The following is a 16,285-nucleotide window of genomic DNA, read 5'->3' on the forward strand; positions in this document are numbered from 1 at the left end:
AACTACGATGTGCGGTGCCCGCCGATCATTAACAGGAGCCCCGCCATGAGCAGTCCGCACCACGCCCACGCCTCCCTCGACGGGCTGGTGATGGGGGACGCCTTCGGCGACGGCTGGTTCACGCGGTCCGACGAGCCCGCCGAGGAGTTGTGGGCGGCACGGGAGCTGCGCCCCGTGCCGTGGTTGTGGACGGACGACTCGGCCATGGCGTTCGTCCTGTTCGCCCACCTGGTGGCCCATGGCGAGGTCCAACCGGACGCACTGGCACGGGAGTTCGCCGCACAGTACGAGCGGGACCCGAATCGGGGGTACGGCCCGTCCATGCACAGCGTCCTGCGCCGCATCGGCGACGGCGAGGACTGGCAGGCGGTCACCACCGGCCAGTTCGGCGGACAGGGGTCCTACGGCAACGGTGCCGCGATGCGGGTCGCGCCGCTGGGGGCCTGGTTCCGGGATGACCTGAAGGCCGCCGCCGAGCAGGCCCGGCTGTCCGCGCTGACCACCCACGCTCACCCGGAGGCCGTAGCGGGGGCAATCGCCGTGGCGGTCGCCGCCGCGCTGGCTGCCGCCGGTGCGGGTCAACTGGCCGCGCCACGCGCCGAGTTCCTGCGCGAGGTCGCCTCGCACGTGCCGGAGAGCGATGTCCGCTCCGGCCTGCTGGTCGCCGCGAACTTCTCCGGGCGGACCTCCGTGCGGCACGCGGCCTCCGTGCTGGGATCGGGGACGCTGATCTCCGCTCCGGACACCGTGCCGTTCGCCCTCTGGTCCGCCGCGGGTCAACTGGACGATCTGGCCGAGGCGTTGTGGCAGACCGTCGCCGGGTGGGGCGACCGGGACACGACCTGCGCGATCGCCGGAGGTGTCGTCGCGGCCCGCACCGGGACGGGCGGCATCCCGTCCGCGTGGCGGGAGGCGCGCGAGGCGATCCCGACGTGGAGCGGCTGGGCCGAGCAGGTCGATCCGTCCCAGTGACCCGGCGTTGACCGGTGACCTTGGAGGCCGGCAGGCGACCGGCTTTCGAAGTGCCGGTGAGGGCGTCGCCCTCGACGGTGACCGCGAAGGTCAGGTTCAGGCGCAACGGCTTGGTGACCGCCTGCTTCCAGGTGATGCGGTCGCCGTCGACGACGACGTCCCGAGGGTGTGGTGACAGGGTCCGACGAGATCCCGCCACGCGTCGCGGACGCCGGCCGGCCTCCCGAACCTACGGCCGCGTCGCTGTCGTAGGCAGGTTCGACCGGTAGCTCAACTGCCGTGAACGCACATGAGGCACGCGCGCCGGTCGGCACACGTGCCCCAGGTCGGATTCGGCCTCGCCGGCCGGATGGCAGGGGCTGACCGCCGTACGGGAATGGTCTGCCAGCCTTACGGCGAGGGGTTAGCAAGGCACAACGAGGGGTCAGAGGCGCACGGCCGACGTCTGCCGGGCCACCGCGACGACACGCTCCCGCAGCAGCTCCATGCACAGCCGCATGTTCTTGTCCGCGATGACGTTGTCCGGGATGCGGCACGCGAACTGGAGGCCCTCGTGGACCCGGGTCACCCACGCGCACACCTGGTCGCCGTACGACACCCGGATCAGTCCGTACGCCTTCAGCTCCTGCCAGCGCTCCGAACCGGGCAGGGCGCGCGAGTCGACGTAGGAGACGATCGAGTACAGGTCGGGGGACGTGGGCCGGAAGTCGGCGCCCAGCAGGCGCAGGACGCGGGCGATGGGCATGCGGGCCAGCGGGCGGTTCTCGCGGAGGGTGGCGCGGACCATGCGCAGGGCGTGGTCGAAGTCCGTGGCGTGCTGCACGGGGATCTCGATCGGAGCGCCGCCCACGTACCAGCCGACCGAGTCCGCCCAGCGGGACTTGGCGCGGGTGTGGAAGGGGACGACGGTGCGGTACACGTCGAGGCCGCTGATCTCGCGGGCGGCGAGGGCGACGGCCGCCAGGATGCCGACGAGGCTGCCGCCGTAGGGACGGCAGTACGCCTCGAAGGCCGCCGCGTCCGTGTCGTCGACGAGCATCTCCTGGAGGAACTTCTGGGTGGGCAGCGGTCCTTCGGGGTCGAGGCCGAGGTCGACGGGGAAGTTCGGCAGCTTGCCGTCGCAGCGGGCGATGAACTCGCGCCAGCGGGCAACGACGGTGTGCGTGTCGTCGATCTGGTCGGCGTCGGTGCGCTCGCCCGCGCAGAAGTCGATGTAGCTGGCGACGGGCGCCGACTCGACGGCTCTCCCGGCGAGGCCGGCCTCGTACAGCTCGTGGACCTCGCCCGCGATGCGGTGCAGCGAGTAGGCGTCGACGTTGCTGTGGTCGAACGCCAGGTAGACGCTCGTGCCGTCGTCGCGGACGACCGCCGCGAAGAGGAAGTTCGGCCAGGTGAGCGCGTCCGCCGTCACATCGAAACGGTCCTGCAGGTACCGGGTCAGCGTCACCGCGTCCGCGAACTCCCCCACGTCCTCGCGGTGCAGGGCAACGGCGTCGGCGTCCAGGGTGAAGCGGCGCATCTCGTCACCGGCCCACCGGAAGCCGCTGCGCAGCGTCTCGTGCCGCAGCATCCAGGACCGCAACGCGCCCTGGAGCACGTCCAGTTCGATCCGTCCCGGCATGTCGAACGCGGTGCCGAGCCAGGTCGGCACGAACAACCCGTCCTCGCGTACCGAACGCGCCGTACGGATGTGGGACTCCTGCACGTACGCCGGTGGCCGCGCGTCGTCCGGGAGCGCCCGCGCCGCTCCTACGGCCGCCGGGTGCAGCGTCCACTCGACGAGTCGTCCGGGTCGGATCTCGCACCGCTGAAGGTCACTCATGCGCACAGGGCTCTCCGTTCGCCTGCCCACGGGAGGCCGCCGGGCACCACTGTCGATCCACGCCTCCATGCCGCTCGGGCACCGCTCACTGCATGGGAGATCAACGATCGGATATTCGGAAAGCAACGCTGTGAACCGGCTTGCTGATCAGTTCATTTCAGCCCGTGCGGTGGAGCCGCGCCGCGAGGTGGTGTTGCAGCGGTTGTCCTACGGCTTCCAGGTCGTGGGTGAAGGTGAGTGTGGCGGCGTCGGTGAGGGTGTAGCGGCGGCGGGTGGCGGTGACCTTCTTGGCGGTGGGGGTGAGGGCGACCTCGTGGGTGGCGAGGTCGACCGTGCCGTCGGCGGCGGTTCCGACGAGGATCTCGGCGATGCCGGTGGGTTGGGTGATGAGGGCCTCGATCCGGGCGTCGGGTTGCAGGCGCCACCAGCCGCTCTCGCGGGCAGCCGGGCGCAGCGGTGCGCCTTCGGCGTCGAGGATCCAGGCGCGGGCCTCGTAGTGCAGGAAGGGGCGGCCGTCGTGGCTGAAGGTGATGTCCTGGGCGTAGGTGAAGTCGCCGTCCAGGGTGGGGTATTCGCCTTCGCCTTGGCCGTGCCAGTGGCCCAGGAGGGCGAGTACGGGGGTGAGCAGGGGGTGGGGGGCGGGTTTCTCGTCCGGGTGGTGGGCGTCGGGGTACGGGTGCTTCGGTGAGGGGTTGGACACGGGTGGGCTCCTGGGATCGGTGTGGGTGTCGGGGCGCAGCCTAAGCGCTCCGCGCGAAGTACCCCGCGCGAAGAGCCCAGCGCGAAGTGCCCCGATATGCCGTCGTTCCAGTGGCGCGCCATCGTGGCTGGGCGCGCAGTTCCCCGCGCCCCTTTGGGGCGCCGCCCAAGCCGCCGACTACCAAGTTTTTGCTAACTGGCGGGAACCCCATGAACCACCCCCCACCTGCATGAAGTCCCCTTTGCCCAGACTCACTTGTGACGGGTAATCGTGAGTTCACCGGGGTTCTCTTCCACCCCGTTCTACGCGCGTGGTGTCATGCACCTGCCCGCCACCCCCCACGTGGGCATCAACTCGACTAGGAGTCACGCATGTTGAGGACGTTCCTCGGCCGCGCGGGTGTCGCGCTGGCAGCCGGCGCCACCCTCTTCGTCACGGCTGTCCCCGCCAACGCCGCGACGTACACCGCCTTCGCCTTCTCGCAGGCCGGCACCACTCAGCCGACCATCTACGACTTCATCAACTCGGCCACCTCCTCACTCGACATGACGATGTACGAGCTGGAGGACACCACCGCGGTCAACGACCTGATCGCACTGGAGAACAAGGGCGTCACCGTGCGGGTGGTCCTGGACCGCGCGCACCAGTCAGCCAACAGCTCGGCGTACACGGCGCTGACGAACGCCGGCGTGGGTGTGGTGTGGTCGCCGTCCAGCTTCGTCTACACGCACCAGAAGACGATCACCGTGGACGCCACCAAGTCGCTTGTCCTGACCGGCAATCTGACCTCCCAGTACTACTCGACCGGCCGCGACTACGGCGTCTTCACCGACGACACGCGTGATGTCGCCGCGATCGAGAAGGTGTTCAACGCGGACTACGCCGGCACCTCGATCACCCCGACCGACGGCGACCACCTGCTCTGGTCCCCCACCGACTCGCGCAGTCGGCTGCTCACCGTGATCAACGCGGCCACCACGACACTGGACGTCGAGGAACTGGAGTTCAGCGACAGCACGGTGGTCAACGCGATCGTGGCCAGAGCGAAGGCGGGCGTGACCGTGCGGGTGGTGCTGGAGACCCCTGGCGACTACTCCAGCGAGGTGTCCGCGATCAAGGCGGCCGGTGGCACGGTCGTCGGCTACTCGGACCCCGACGGCTTCTACATCCACGCCAAGGCGATGGTCGCCGACTACGGCCTGTCCACCCAGGAGGTGGAGGCGGGTTCGATGAATATCAGCAGCAACTCCCTCTCGAACAATCGGGAGTTGGGCATCATCCTCACCGGCACGGGAGTGGCCCAGTCCGTCGCCACCACCATCGAGACCACGTTCAAGAGCGACTACGCGGGCGGTACCGCCGCCTAGGGCTTCCGTGTGTCGTCGGTCGACTCCGGGGTCGGGGGCCTCGGAGTCTGCCGTACGGCGCGCAGGGCGAGGGCGAGTTCGGTGATGCCGCGCGGGTCGGTCAGGGAACGGCCGGTGCGTTCGGCGATGCGGCGCAGGCGGGTGCGTACGGTGTTGGGGTGGACGTAGAGCTGTTTGGCGGCCTCCTCGGCGGAGCCGCCGCAGTCGAACCAGACGTCCAACGTGTCGAGCAGCAGGGCGCGTTCGTCGGCGGGCAGGGCCTCGATGGGGCCGAGGACCTTGGCGGCGACACGGGCCATGACGTCGGGTGCGCCGGCTGTCGCGACCGCGAGCGGTGAGTCGTCGAAGACGGTCACGGCACTGCTCTCCGCGTCGCCGCCGCGCATCGCGACCTTGGCGAAGCGCAGCGCGTCGCCCGTGCGGCACAGGTCGTCGTAGGAAGGGCTCACGCCCACGCGTCGCTCCGCGTGGTCCCGCAACACCTCGACCAGGTCGGGCAGATCGCGCGGGGTGCGCAGGTGCACGATGCCGAGCTGGAGGTCGGGGCGCAGCCGCCAGGCGGAGCGGATGCCGCGCCGGGTCAGGAGGTCCGTGATGTCCGGGAGGGCCTGTCGGCCTATCTGCGGCACCTCGGCGGCGACCACGGTGAACGGTCCGCCGCGCGGCACGCGCAGCACCTCGGCGGCGGACCACACGGCGTCGGCGTCCATGCTCCTGCCCTCCAGGAGGGCTTCCACCAGCGCCGAGCGTTCCTGCTCGCCGGCGAGCAGCCGTTGGGCCACGGCGTCGTGGTATCCGGTGACCATGGCCTCGGTGATGCCGTCCTGGATCTCCCACATGGCGGTGGCGGCCGCGACCAGAACGTCGTTGCCCACCAGGGCGGTAGTGGTGGCCTCGGCGACGACCGACTCCCAGAAGTACTTCACGCCGACGCGGTAGGCCGTCATCACGGTGGGCAGCGGCACGTTCTGCCGGGCGCGGCGGCGGCCGATGGCCGCGGCGGCCTCGGTGTCCAGCGGTACCTGTCCGGTGAGTGCCTGGAGCGCGTTGCCCACGTGGGTCCGGCAGGCCTCCTCCAGGTCCTCCTCGGGCACCGCGTCGTAGTGGTACTCCCGTGAGCCGGCGCGGATCCGCGCCGCCATCTCCTTCGCCAGCTCCCCGACGCGTTCCAGCAGTACGGTCGCCAGGGCTCGGATCTCCTTGTCGACCAATGTCTTCTCCGGCTCACCGATCACAGGGGGCTTGTTCTACCGGTCACAGGGGCTTGTTCTACCGATCAGAGGGGCTTCTTCTACGGTACCGCCGGACCCGTGGCCCGCGCCGTGGCTCCGGGTGACATCGACTCCAGGGCGGCGCGGAGCGCGGCGCGTGAGGTGATGCCGAGTTTGGGGTAGAGCCGGTGCAGATGGGAGCCGACCGTGCGGTGGGAGAGGAACAGCCGCTCGCCGATCTGCCGGTTGGTGAGGCCCACGGCGGCCAGCTCGGCGATCTGGCGTTCCTGCACGGTCAGGGCGGCGGCCGGCGCGGCGGGCCCGCTGGGGGTGACGACGCCGGTGGCGCGCAGTTCGTTGCGGGCCCGCTGTGCCATGGCCCGCGCGCCGATCCGGTCGAAGGTTTCGAGGGCGGCGCTCAGATAGCGGCGGGCGTGGTGGTCGCGGCTGCGGCGCAGCCACTGTCCGTAGGCGAGCTGGACGCGCGCGTGCTCCCACGGCCAGCGGGCCGCGTGGGGCAGGGCGAGGGCCGCCTCGAACAGGGGCCCGGCGTCGTCCTCGTCGGCGGCGACGGCCTCGGCTCCGGCGCAGATCAGCGCGGTGCGCGAGGAGATCCGGTGGATGCCCGCCGTCCGCGCGGCGGCGACCTGCTCGCGGGCCTCGTCCGTACGGCCGGTACGGACGGCCGCCTCGACCAGGTCCAGGACCAGCCACCGGCCCGGGATGCCGGTGCTCGGTGCGCCGGAGGGATCGATCCGGCCCACTTGGACGTAGGCCTCCTCGTAGTCGCCCTGCCCCATGGCCGCGAGGTGGCGGGCCGAGCGGGCGTAGGCCTCCGTCACCTCGATGCCCCGGGGCGCGGCCCAGGTCGTGGTCTCCTCGCTGCGGGTCCGAGCGAGGTCCCCGTCGCCGCGCGCCGCCGCGCCCGTCGCGAGCAGGGCGCGGATCTGCCGTTCCCAGAAGCGGTAGCCGTGGGCCGCCGCCAGCTCCAGCCCCTCCTGTGCCAGCCGCTCGGCCTCGTCCCAGCGGCCGTGGACGTAGGAGTCGTGGCAGAGCAGCATCAGCGCGGGGACGGCCATGGCGATCGCGCCGCCGTCGCGTTCGCGTTCGATCATGCGGGAGACCAGGTACCGGTGGTCCGACAGGGCGTCCATCGCGACCGCCGCGCAGGCCAGCGGGATCAGTTCCCAGGGTGCCGCGTCGGCGGGCAGCTCCGCGAAGGCGTCGGCGAGGCCCTTGCGCAACGCGTCGGAGGCGGTGGTGGGGTGGACGTACGCCTCGTAGCAGAGTCTGATCGGGGTCATCGCGGTCGGTTCGAACCGGTCCAGCGCGGTCTTGAGGAGCCGCCACGGCTCGGGGCGGTGGGTGTGGACGCTGACGAGCAGCAGCGCGTACAGGATGCCGCAGTGTTCCCAGTCGTCGTCCGTGGCGGTGGCGGTGTTGGCGTCGAGCGCCCGGGTCAGGAGGCGGTGGGCGGCATCGATGTCACCCTCGTCGTGGGTGAGGAGCTGGGCGGTGGCGGCGAAGGCGAGTCCGGTCGGTCTGTCGGCGGCCCGTCCGGCATCGGTCAACAGCCTTGGTACGTCGTCGAGTTGGCCGGTGAAGGCCGCGAAGTAGGCGGCCTCGGTCAGTCGGCGGGACCGGTCGCCCGGGTGCGGGCTGAGTTCACCGGCCCGTACGAGCGCGGCCACGGCGGCGGACGCGGCACCCCGCCACCGGTCGCGGACGCCTGGCTCGCCGCGCCGCCAGGCGGACAGGGCCGCGTCGTCCAGCGCCCGGGCCAGCGTCTCGTCCGGTCCGGTCACGGCCTCGGCCAGGTGCCAGGCCCGGCGCTCGGGTACGTCGGTCAGGGCCGCGGCCAGGGCGAGGTGGGCGCGGCGGCGTTCGCCTGGGCACGCCAGGTGCACGATCCCGGCGCGGGTCAGCCGATGGCGGAAGGTGATGCGGCCGACGCGTGCGTCGACCTGGATCAGGTCGGCGTGCCGAGCCGGGGCGAGGGCATCGAAGCCGTCGGCCTCCCCCGCGGCCCGCCGGATCACGGGCCGGCCGACCCCGGCGTCAAGTGCGGCCATGAGAAGGGCTGTTCGGGTCGGTGCGGGCAGTCCCTCGACGGCGGAGGCGAAGGCCGCCTCCAGTCGCCCGGACAGGGGCAGAAGCGCGGGGAGCGGGAGGTGGCCCGAGCGCTGCCGGGCGCTCAGCTCCTTCGGCAACTCCCGCAGCGCGAGCGGATTTCCCGCCGCCTCGGCCAGCACCCGCCGCCGTACCGACGGCCCCAGCTCGGGCCACCGGCCGTCCAGTAACTCGACCGCCTCCGGCACGGCCAACGGCCCGATCTCCCGTACAGGCAGGTCGAGTTGGTCACAGAAGCTCTCCGCTCCGGAACGCGCGGCGGCCAGGAAGACGATCGGATGGTCGCTGATCCTGCGGACGACGAAACCCAGCGCGGTCGCACTGGCCCGGTCGATCCACGGCACATCGTCGGCGACCATCAACACGGGCCGCTCGACGGCGACTTCACCGAGCAGCGCGAGCACCGCGGTCCCGGCGGCCGACGGATCCGGCGACGGTCCGGGCGCGAGACCGAAGATCCGCTCGACGACATCACGATGGTGCCCGGCCAGCCGTTCGGCGTACCGGCGCAGCGGATAGAGGAGCTGGTGCAACGCCGAGTAGGTCATCCCCGCCTCGAACTCCACGGCGGAGGACCGCAGTACCCGCGTTCCATCCGCTACGGCCCGCGCCGCGGCGGCGTCCAGCAGTGCGGTCTTCCCCACCCCCGGGCCGCCGCGCAGCAGCAGGCCGGGGCAGTCCCCGTCCCGCCCGGCCGACAGCGCGTCCAGCAGCCGCGACTCGGCCGCGCGACCGACCAGGTCCGCTCCAGGCCGTGAGGTCACCGACTTCCCTCCGTCAAGTTGCTTGCCTAAAGAAATATATCCAGTCGGCGTGAGGGAATGCGCGTGCTCTTCCCTCCACAACAAGATCGTCGCTGATCCAGTGACAGGGGTCGATGTTCCCGGTCACAGCATTCGGAGCCGACGGCAGTGACCGCCCACACGGCCGCCTCGCCGTCGCGTCGGAACCGTCGCGCGACGACGGAGCGGGAGGCGATGTCGCGCCGTATCCACCCGTCAGAAGCAGCAGGCCGTGAGGGGTGTCCCACGACCCGCTGCCCCGGCGGTCCGGCCGGCCGTCGCACCCGCGGGTGCGTCAGAGGGCTACGGCTACTGCGCGGCCTCGGCCGCTTCGTCCGCCTCGACCCGCGCCAGCAGCGCGTCCAGCGTGGCGTACTCCGCCTCCTCCACGGCCGCGATCGCGAACTCGATCGCGTCGGCCGCGTAGTCCTCGGCGTCGTCGGCGGCGTGGCCCAGCCGCTTCGCGTCGCGTTCGGCCTTGCGGTCCTCCAGTTTGGTGCGGACCGCGCCCACGTGGTCCTGCCAGGAGGTCTGTACCTGGTTCCAGCTTCCGGTGACGTTCTCCTTGGCCCGCTGACCGCTCGACTGCAGCCGCTGCGCGCCCTGATCGGCCTTGTCCTTGGCGTCGGCCACCGCGGCGGACAGCTTCTGCCGGTCCTCCGCGACACTCGCGGCCACGGTGCGCTGGGCATCCTGGGCCTTCTGGGACAGCTCGGCGAGGCGGCCGGCGGGGCCGTCCGAAGTGGCGTTCTTCTGCGGCGTCGGGTCCGACATGGTGATCCCTTCCTTGACGGATACGTCCTGCTCGATGACGCGAGGTACCGAGGTACACGCCTCAACTGCCCGTCACTCTTCCCTCGCGCCGCCCCGGCCCGCTTGCGTCAATCGACTCAACGGACGGCGTACAGCGGCGCGGTACGGCCTTGCCCGCAGTCGTTTGACCCAAGGAACGCGCCCGGCCCGTCCCTACGCTGACGGACACCTCTCGTGAGCAGCGGATCAAGGAGTGCCCGTGCCCCCTGGAACCAATGGGTTGGACATACGACTGCCGAACGAGCAGGCCGTGCTCGCTCGCATGCGGGGAACCCAGGACCGGATCGCGGACGCGATCACCACCTTCGCCGGGACCATGCGGTTCGTGTACCTCCACGCGCTGTGGTTCGCGGTCTGGATCACCTTCAACGAGGGGCTGTTCGGCCCCTCCGCGGTCTGGGACCCGTACCCGTTCGGACTGCTCACGATGATCGTCAGCCTGGAGGCGATCTTCCTGTCGACCTTCGTGATGGTGAGCCAGAACCGCCAGGCGATCCGCGAGAAGGTCCGCGCCGACCTGGACTTCGAGACCAACATCCGCTCCGAGGTGTGGTCGGCCCACATGGGGCATGTCCTCGGGATCAGCGCCGAGCAGGTCGAGGAGGACGTCCGGACACTCCTGGCGCAGAACCGGGCGAAAATGAACGACTCCGAGCCGATACCGACCGCCCATCGGTCAATCGACTGAAGCCATGACGCAGCCCGGGCGACGACGATGATCCGCACCGGATCGACCCGTCACCGGGAGGAAGCGTCATGATCCCTCGCCACCGCCCTTTCGCCGCCTACTGGGACTGGCAGCAGCACGCCCTGTGCCGGGGCATGGACAGTTCCGTCTTCTTCTCCCCGCCCGGCGAACGCGGCACCGCGAAACGGGCGCGGGAGAAGAAGGCCCGGGCCGTCTGCGGAAGTTGCCCCGTGATCGAGGTCTGCGCCCGCATCGCGATGAACGGCCCCGAGTCCTACGGCGTGTGGGGCGGCCTGTCGGAAGGCGAACGCAGCGCGCTCCAGCGACCGCCCCGCGCGCCCAGGCGGAGGCGTACATAGCCCTGGAGCGACGCCGGATGGGCTCCGGCCCCGCCTCACCCGACCGCCGGACCGTCCTCGCCGGACGGCTTCAACAGCGGGGCCAGCTCACTGCGCGAGGTGATGCCGAGCTTGGGGAAGGCCCGGTACAGATGGGCGGCGACCGTACGGTGGGACAGGTACAGCCGCTCCGCGATCTCCCGGTTGGAGAGCCCTTCCGCGGCCAGCCGCGCGATCAACGTCTCCTGGGGCGACAGCAGTTCGGCGATGGACGGAAGCGGGTTGTCGGCTCCCTGCGCCGCGTTGTGGCCCGCCCAGTCGCAGGCACCGACGAGGTCGAAGGCGGCCCGCGCCGAGAACAGCAGCGCACGGGACCGGGCGGCCTGCCGGTGGCGTCGCAGCCACTGTCCGTACGCGTGTTCCGTCCGCGCCTTGACCAGCGGCCAGCGGGAGAGGTCCTGGTCCAACGCGGCCAGGTAGAGCTCCTCGGCCGCCCCATCGGGCGCCAACACGGCACGGGCATAAGGCAGTTGGACGTGCAGCAGCGGGGCTGGAGTCGCCTGTGCGGCTTCCTCCACGACCGCGAGAATACGCACGGCTTCCTGACGGTCGGCGCCCCTGTCCACCGCCACGACGAAGGGCATCAGCGCGGCGAAGCCCTGCCGTCGCAGGCCCTCGGGCGGCCGGTCGAGTAGCGGCCGCAACTCGTCGTACGCCTCGGCGTACCGCCCCTCCCCCAGCCGCGCCAGGCCACGCGCCAGCCGTAGCGTCGGGACGAGATCGGGACGCTGCCAGGCCGCCACCGTGTCGGCCAGCTCCTGGGCCCGTACGGCCTGTCCGCGCAGGGCGGCGGCGATCGCGTCCGTGCCGGCGAGTGCCGCGACCATGGCCGGCTGCCGGGTCTCGGCCACGATCCGCCGCGCCTCTTCGGTGAGTTGAGTGGCACGCGGCCAGTCCCCGAGCAGCAGCAGGTCGGCGGCTTCGGTGAGGAGGGTGTCCGCCAGCAGGCCAAGTCGGCCCTGTTCGCGGAGGATTGGTGCCGCTCGGCCGAGCAGGTCGACCGCACGGACCGGATCACCGATCTCGTGCGCCGCCATGCCGAGCAGCCGTAGCCCGTCGGCGTCGGGGCGGCGCCACACCGTGTCGTGCGACGGCAGCCGGTCGGTCAACTCCCGGCCGTGACGCACGGGTTCGGTGAGTGCCAGGGTCGCGAGGTGGCGGGGGTCGTTGGTGAGGGTGATCCGCTCGGCGGCCTCGACGACCTCGGCCCGCGCGGCCGGATCGGCGGCGGTGCGGTGAACGTGGAGTGCCGCGCTCAGCAGCAGGTCCAGGGCGAGGTCGGGGGCACACGCCGACAACTCGCCGAGGTCCGGCGGCACTTGCGCCCGTGCCGGACCGGGCTGCGGCTCGGCGTCCGAGATCTCCCGCAGCCACCAGGCCTTCGCCCGGTCCGGGGCGCCGAGTTGCTGATGTTCCGCCGCCTCGATCAGTGAATGGGTCAGGCGGATACGCCCGAGGCCGTACGCGTGCTCGGCCGCGGCCAGCAGCCGGTGGCCCCGGGTGACCGAGTCCGTGGTGAGCTGCGCCGAGCGCTCAAGGGCCCAGATGGCCGCGACGACTCCGTGCCGTCGGAGCAACGAGGCGTGGCCGTCGGCCAGTTCGTCCGCGAGTTCGTCGTCGGGGCCGTTGACGGACTGGGCGCGATGCCAGGTGCGCCGGTCCGGGTCGTCGGTCAACACCTGCGCCAGGGCCGCGTCGGCGGCCTGTCGGCGGGCCTGCGTCTCCGCCCCCGACACCGCGAAACGCACCACGGGATGACGGAAACGCAGGGTCGTCCTGTCGAGTCGTACGAGCGAGGCCGCGATCGCGCCGTCGAGCACGTCCACCGCGACCGCGCGCCCTGCGAGGGCGGTGGCGGCGGCCAGGATCTCCGCGAGGTCTCCGACCTGGTCGACGGCCGCGACCAGCAGGGCGTCCCGTGTCCGGTCGGGCAGTTCGCCGAGGTCGGCCGCGAACGCCGAAGCCAGGGTGGCGTTCACCGGCAGGTGGGTCCACGACCCCGGTGGCCCCAACGGGCGCCAGGCCGCGGGGAGTTCGACCAGGGCGAGCGGGTTTCCGAGCGCCTCGGCGAGGATGCGCTCGCGGACGGCGGGAGGCAGCGTGGCCGCGTGCCGGGCGAGCAGCCGTCGCGCCGAGGGCTCGTCCAGGGCCGACACGTCCAGTACGGGAACGCCCGGCAGGGGGTGTCCCGTACGGAGGGCCGCGAGGACGACGATCGGGTTGTCGTCGACCCTGCGGGCCATGAACGCCAGCACGTCCCGGGTGGACCCGTCGAGCCGCTCCACGTCGTCGGCGATCAGCACCACGGGCCGCTCGGCCGCTGCCGCCGTGAGCAGGTTCAACGCGGCGAGGGCCACCCGCAGGGTCTCCGGCGGCGATCCTGAACCGCCGTCGAACGCCGACCGCAGGATGCCGCCCTGCCCCACCGGCAGTGACTCCGACTCCGCCGTGTCGAGCACCGGCCGCAGCAGCTCGCGGAGCCCGCTGAAGGGCGTGTCGTCGGGGCCCCCGGCCACCTCCAGCAGCCGCCATCCCGCCGTCCGGGCGCGTTCCGCCGCGGCCCGCAACAACGCCGACTTGCCGACGCCCGGACCGCCCCGCAGCGCCAGCGAACCACCGGCGGCGGGCAGCCTGCCCAGCAGCTCGTGCAGGACCCTCACCTGCCGGTCGCGGCCGAGGAGCCCGGCTTCGTGCACGCGTCTCCCCGGACTTCCAGGACACTCCATGTCTTCACCAGCGGAATCGTAGGAGAACCTCCACGGCAGGGCTTCGGTCATGTGACCGCGCCCTGAACTGCAAGGCGGCGCCGCCCGGCCCGTCCAGCGTACGACTCCCTGGTACACCGACTCGTCACACGTAGCCCCGCCGCTGCACGAAGTTCAGGGCCAGGGCACCCAGCGGGACGTTCAGCCAGAACGTCAGCAGCCGGTAGACGAGCACCGCCGACGTGGCCGCCCCCGCCGCCACACCGAGCGTCGTCAGACCGGCGATGAGTCCGGCCTCCAGCGCTCCCAGCCCGCCCGGTACCGGAGCAGCGTTCGCGATCAGCCGGGCCGCCATGTACGCGGCGCCGACCTGGATGAAGGGCAGGTCGGCGCCCAGCGCGTGAAGGCTCATCGCCAGGCCGACGACCTGGATGAGGGGCAGGCCCAGCGCGCCGGCGACACCCACGACGACCTTGGCCGGTTCGGTGGCGAGCCCGGCGACGGTCGATCCGGCCGCGCGCAGGAACGGCCACACCTTGTCGTGCAGGAAGCGGCGGCCGGGCGGGGTGAAGCCGAGCAGGCCCCCGGCGGCGAGCACCAGGGCGACGGCCCACAGCGCATACCGCCCGGCGGACAGGTCGAGATGCACTCCGGCGTGACCTCGTCCCGCCCAGGCGAAGAACACGGCGGCGACAACGGTGTTGGAGAGCGCGCCGGCCAGGCTCTGCAGCCCGACGGAGGCTGTGGCGGCCCCGGTCTCGATCCCCGTCTTCTGCAGATAGCGCAGATTGAGGGCCATGCCGCCCACATTGCTGGGGGTGATCCGGTTGAGGAACGAACTGGCGAACTGCACCTGGTAGGTGGGGCCGAACGGCAACCGGTCCGGGATGGTGCCCTGTTGCAGCCAGGTCGAGAACGCCTGCGAGAGGAAGGTGATGGGCAACACCGCGAGCACCCACCACCAGTTCGCGTCCCGCAGCGCGTCGAGGGCCGCCGGCGCGTTGGCCAACTGCGGGAGCACCAGGTGCAGTACGAGGAACCCGCCCGCCAGTCCCAGGGCGCTCCTCCACGTGAACCGCGCCAGATGCGCGAGGGGAACTGCCGTGGCATCACTGGCGGTTGAGACCTCGGCGGCGAGATCGCGCAGCAGACTGGGCCGGCCACCGGCACGCAGCGTCCGCCGTCCGGCCTTCTCCCTGGCCGCCCGTGCGCGGGCCTGGTCGTAGCGGGCGACCGCGTGCCGCGCGGGTCCCATCAGCGCGAGCGGCTGGAGGTACGGCAGCGCGGTGGCGAGCAGTTCGGGACCCAGTCCGGCCAGCGCGCAGGCGGTGGCACGCGCCGGGCCGACCCGTACGGCTGTCGTGGCCAGCAGTTCGGCGAGGTCGCCGCCGAGCATGTCGGGCGGGGCGTTGAGCCGGCCGCGCGCGAACGCGGAGAGCCGGCTCGCACCGCCCGGTTCGACACGGATGTGCTCGGGGCGCAACTCCCCGTGTCCCAGCCGGTGTTCCTGGAGCCGGGCCACGGAGGTCCACACCCCGACGAGGAGCGGATCGGTCAACTCCTCGTCCGGCACGGCGGACAGCGCGCGGGAGTCCCACTCGACCGTGGCCACGAGCGCGCCGCCCCCGGTCACCGGGTACGCCATCACCGGTTCGTCCACCCGGGCGCCGGTGCGGGCCGCGAAGACGAGCATCAGCAGCTCGTGCTCGGCGGCTCCGAGCGGCAACTGGGCGGTGGCGTCGGCAGGATGGCGCAGCAGCGTCCGCCGGGCGAGCCGGTGGAAGAGGTCACGGTTGTGGTCCTCGGCGGCGAGCACCCGCACCGACAACCGCGAACCGGCCGTGGTCACGGCGCGGTAGACGGTCCCCTCTCCCAAGTTCTGTTCATCCGGCGGCAGTTCACTCAGCCCGGCGACCGAGATCCCGGAGTCGGCGAGGGCGTCGGCGACCGCCTGAATCGCCGGACGGTCGGCGGGAGCCCCGGCCAGCAGCAGGACGGTCGACCCGGCCGCGCCGCCCACGGCGAGCGCGGCGAAGGCGTCCAGCGGGACGATCGCCGCAGCCGCGACACTGAGCGCGCCGCAGCCGACGGCCAGGAACCACAGCGCCCGCCGCTGACGCGCGCCCAGCCACGGCCCCGCCGCGACGACCGCCGCCGCGCAGGCCGCCAGGTACACGGCCGACGGCCAGCCCGCCTGTACCAGGCCGTCCCGGCCGTCCAGCACCTCCGGCCACGCGTCCGGTCTCCCCCGCGCCAGTGCCAGATGCGTGAGCGACCACGCGCCCAGCGCACCCAGCGCCGCCGCGGGCAGAACCCGTAGAACAGGCTCGGCGCGCCGCCGTACGCACCACACCACCAGGGCGACGACCGGTGCGAGGAGGGCGACGGCCTGGACCGTTCCGACGAGGGCGTCCCGCAGGGCCGGGGGCAGGGTGGTCGCCGTGGTGAGGAGGCCCTGCTGGGCCGCGCGGACGAAGTCGCGGGTCGCGACGGCCAGGAGCACCGTCACGACGAGCACGGCCAGGGACAGCACCAGACGCCAGAGATCGACCGCCCGCCGGACGGACCGTCGCGGCGGATCCTCGATCACCGGAGCCGAGGTCGGCGGGCTGTCACGGCCGTCGATCCCACTGATCACGTCGGCTCCTTGTCGACTGGCCGAAAGGCGGGAGGCCCGATGCTCGCGCCCCAACTCGC

Annotated in this window: 11 protein-coding genes; 4 read left to right on the forward strand and 7 right to left on the reverse strand. The window is 72.1% G+C overall.

Annotation, left to right across the window (positions count from 1 at the left end):
* Positions 1 to 45 precede the first annotated feature (45 nt).
* The gene (locus tag OG226_RS04375) at positions 46 to 972 is read left to right on the forward strand and encodes an ADP-ribosylglycohydrolase family protein (RefSeq protein WP_329347964.1); all 927 of its coding nucleotides are present in this window, start codon (positions 46 to 48) and stop codon (positions 970 to 972) included.
* Between the two features lie 424 nt (positions 973 to 1,396).
* Here the strand turns inward: OG226_RS04375 and OG226_RS04380 are convergent, their stop codons facing one another.
* Both OG226_RS04380 and OG226_RS04385 read right to left on the reverse strand, forming a co-directional pair.
* Complete coding sequence (locus OG226_RS04380; RefSeq protein ID WP_329347965.1) at positions 1,397 to 2,794, reverse strand: condensation domain-containing protein; 1,398 nt, start codon at positions 2,792 to 2,794, stop codon at positions 1,397 to 1,399.
* Between the two features lie 157 nt (positions 2,795 to 2,951).
* Positions 2,952 to 3,494: an FABP family protein gene (locus OG226_RS04385; RefSeq protein WP_329347966.1), complete on the reverse strand. Its 543-nt coding sequence runs from the start codon at positions 3,492 to 3,494 to the stop codon at positions 2,952 to 2,954.
* 371 nt (positions 3,495 to 3,865) lie between these two features.
* On the opposite strand from OG226_RS04385, the gene OG226_RS04390 reads away from it, so the two are divergent.
* Positions 3,866 to 4,861 carry a phospholipase D-like domain-containing protein gene (locus tag OG226_RS04390; protein ID WP_329347967.1) on the forward strand — a complete coding sequence of 332 codons (996 nt, stop codon included), beginning with the start codon at positions 3,866 to 3,868 and terminating at the stop codon, positions 4,859 to 4,861.
* Here the strand turns inward: OG226_RS04390 and OG226_RS04395 are convergent.
* The 3 genes from OG226_RS04395 to OG226_RS04405 form a co-directional block, all read right to left on the reverse strand.
* On the reverse strand, positions 4,858 to 6,096 hold the full coding sequence (locus tag OG226_RS04395) for a PucR family transcriptional regulator (protein ID WP_329347968.1): 1,239 nt from the start codon (positions 6,094 to 6,096) through the stop codon (positions 4,858 to 4,860). The genes OG226_RS04390 and OG226_RS04395 overlap by 4 nt on opposite strands.
* Positions 6,097 to 6,152: 56 nt before the next feature.
* Positions 6,153 to 8,966 carry an AAA family ATPase gene (locus OG226_RS04400; protein ID WP_329347969.1) on the reverse strand — a complete coding sequence of 938 codons (2,814 nt, stop codon included), beginning with the start codon at positions 8,964 to 8,966 and terminating at the stop codon, positions 6,153 to 6,155.
* Positions 8,967 to 9,293: 327 nt separating this feature from the next.
* Entirely contained in the window at positions 9,294 to 9,758 is a 465-nt protein-coding gene (locus OG226_RS04405; protein ID WP_329347970.1) for a hypothetical protein, read from the reverse strand.
* A gap of 259 nt (positions 9,759 to 10,017) precedes the next feature.
* On the opposite strand from OG226_RS04405, the gene OG226_RS04410 reads away from it, so the two are divergent.
* Together OG226_RS04410 and OG226_RS04415 are read left to right on the forward strand one after the other, a co-directional pair.
* Entirely contained in the window at positions 10,018 to 10,485 is a 468-nt protein-coding gene (locus tag OG226_RS04410) for a DUF1003 domain-containing protein (protein ID WP_329353317.1), read from the forward strand.
* Positions 10,486 to 10,553: 68 nt separating this feature from the next.
* Positions 10,554 to 10,844 carry a WhiB family transcriptional regulator gene (locus OG226_RS04415; RefSeq protein ID WP_329347971.1) on the forward strand — a complete coding sequence of 97 codons (291 nt, stop codon included), beginning with the start codon at positions 10,554 to 10,556 and terminating at the stop codon, positions 10,842 to 10,844.
* A 35-nt stretch (positions 10,845 to 10,879) separates the two neighbouring features.
* Here the strand turns inward: OG226_RS04415 and OG226_RS04420 are convergent, their stop codons facing one another.
* Both OG226_RS04420 and OG226_RS04425 read right to left on the reverse strand, forming a co-directional pair.
* Positions 10,880 to 13,579 (reverse strand): helix-turn-helix transcriptional regulator, encoded by a 2,700-nt coding sequence (locus tag OG226_RS04420; protein ID WP_329347972.1) that lies wholly within the window; start codon positions 13,577 to 13,579, stop codon positions 10,880 to 10,882.
* A 154-nt stretch (positions 13,580 to 13,733) separates the two neighbouring features.
* Positions 13,734 to 16,226 (reverse strand): lysylphosphatidylglycerol synthase transmembrane domain-containing protein, encoded by a 2,493-nt coding sequence (locus tag OG226_RS04425; protein WP_329347973.1) that lies wholly within the window; start codon positions 16,224 to 16,226, stop codon positions 13,734 to 13,736.
* Positions 16,227 to 16,285: the final 59 nt, after the last annotated feature.

Source organism: Streptomyces sp. NBC_01261, assembly GCF_036226385.1.
GTDB lineage: Bacteria > Actinomycetota > Actinomycetes > Streptomycetales > Streptomycetaceae > Streptomyces.

Excerpts from the sequence above, each read along its gene's own strand:
- OG226_RS04375 (WP_329347964.1), top strand. The coding sequence starts at position 46 with ATGAGCAGTCCGCACCACGCCCACGCCTCCCTCGACGGGCTGGTGATG.
- OG226_RS04405 (WP_329347970.1), bottom strand. The coding sequence starts at position 9,758 with ATGTCGGACCCGACGCCGCAGAAGAACGCCACTTCGGACGGCCCCGCC.
- OG226_RS04380 (WP_329347965.1), bottom strand. The coding sequence starts at position 2,794 with ATGAGTGACCTTCAGCGGTGCGAGATCCGACCCGGACGACTCGTCGAG.
- OG226_RS04415 (WP_329347971.1), top strand. The coding sequence starts at position 10,554 with ATGATCCCTCGCCACCGCCCTTTCGCCGCCTACTGGGACTGGCAGCAG.
- OG226_RS04390 (WP_329347967.1), top strand. The coding sequence starts at position 3,866 with ATGTTGAGGACGTTCCTCGGCCGCGCGGGTGTCGCGCTGGCAGCCGGC.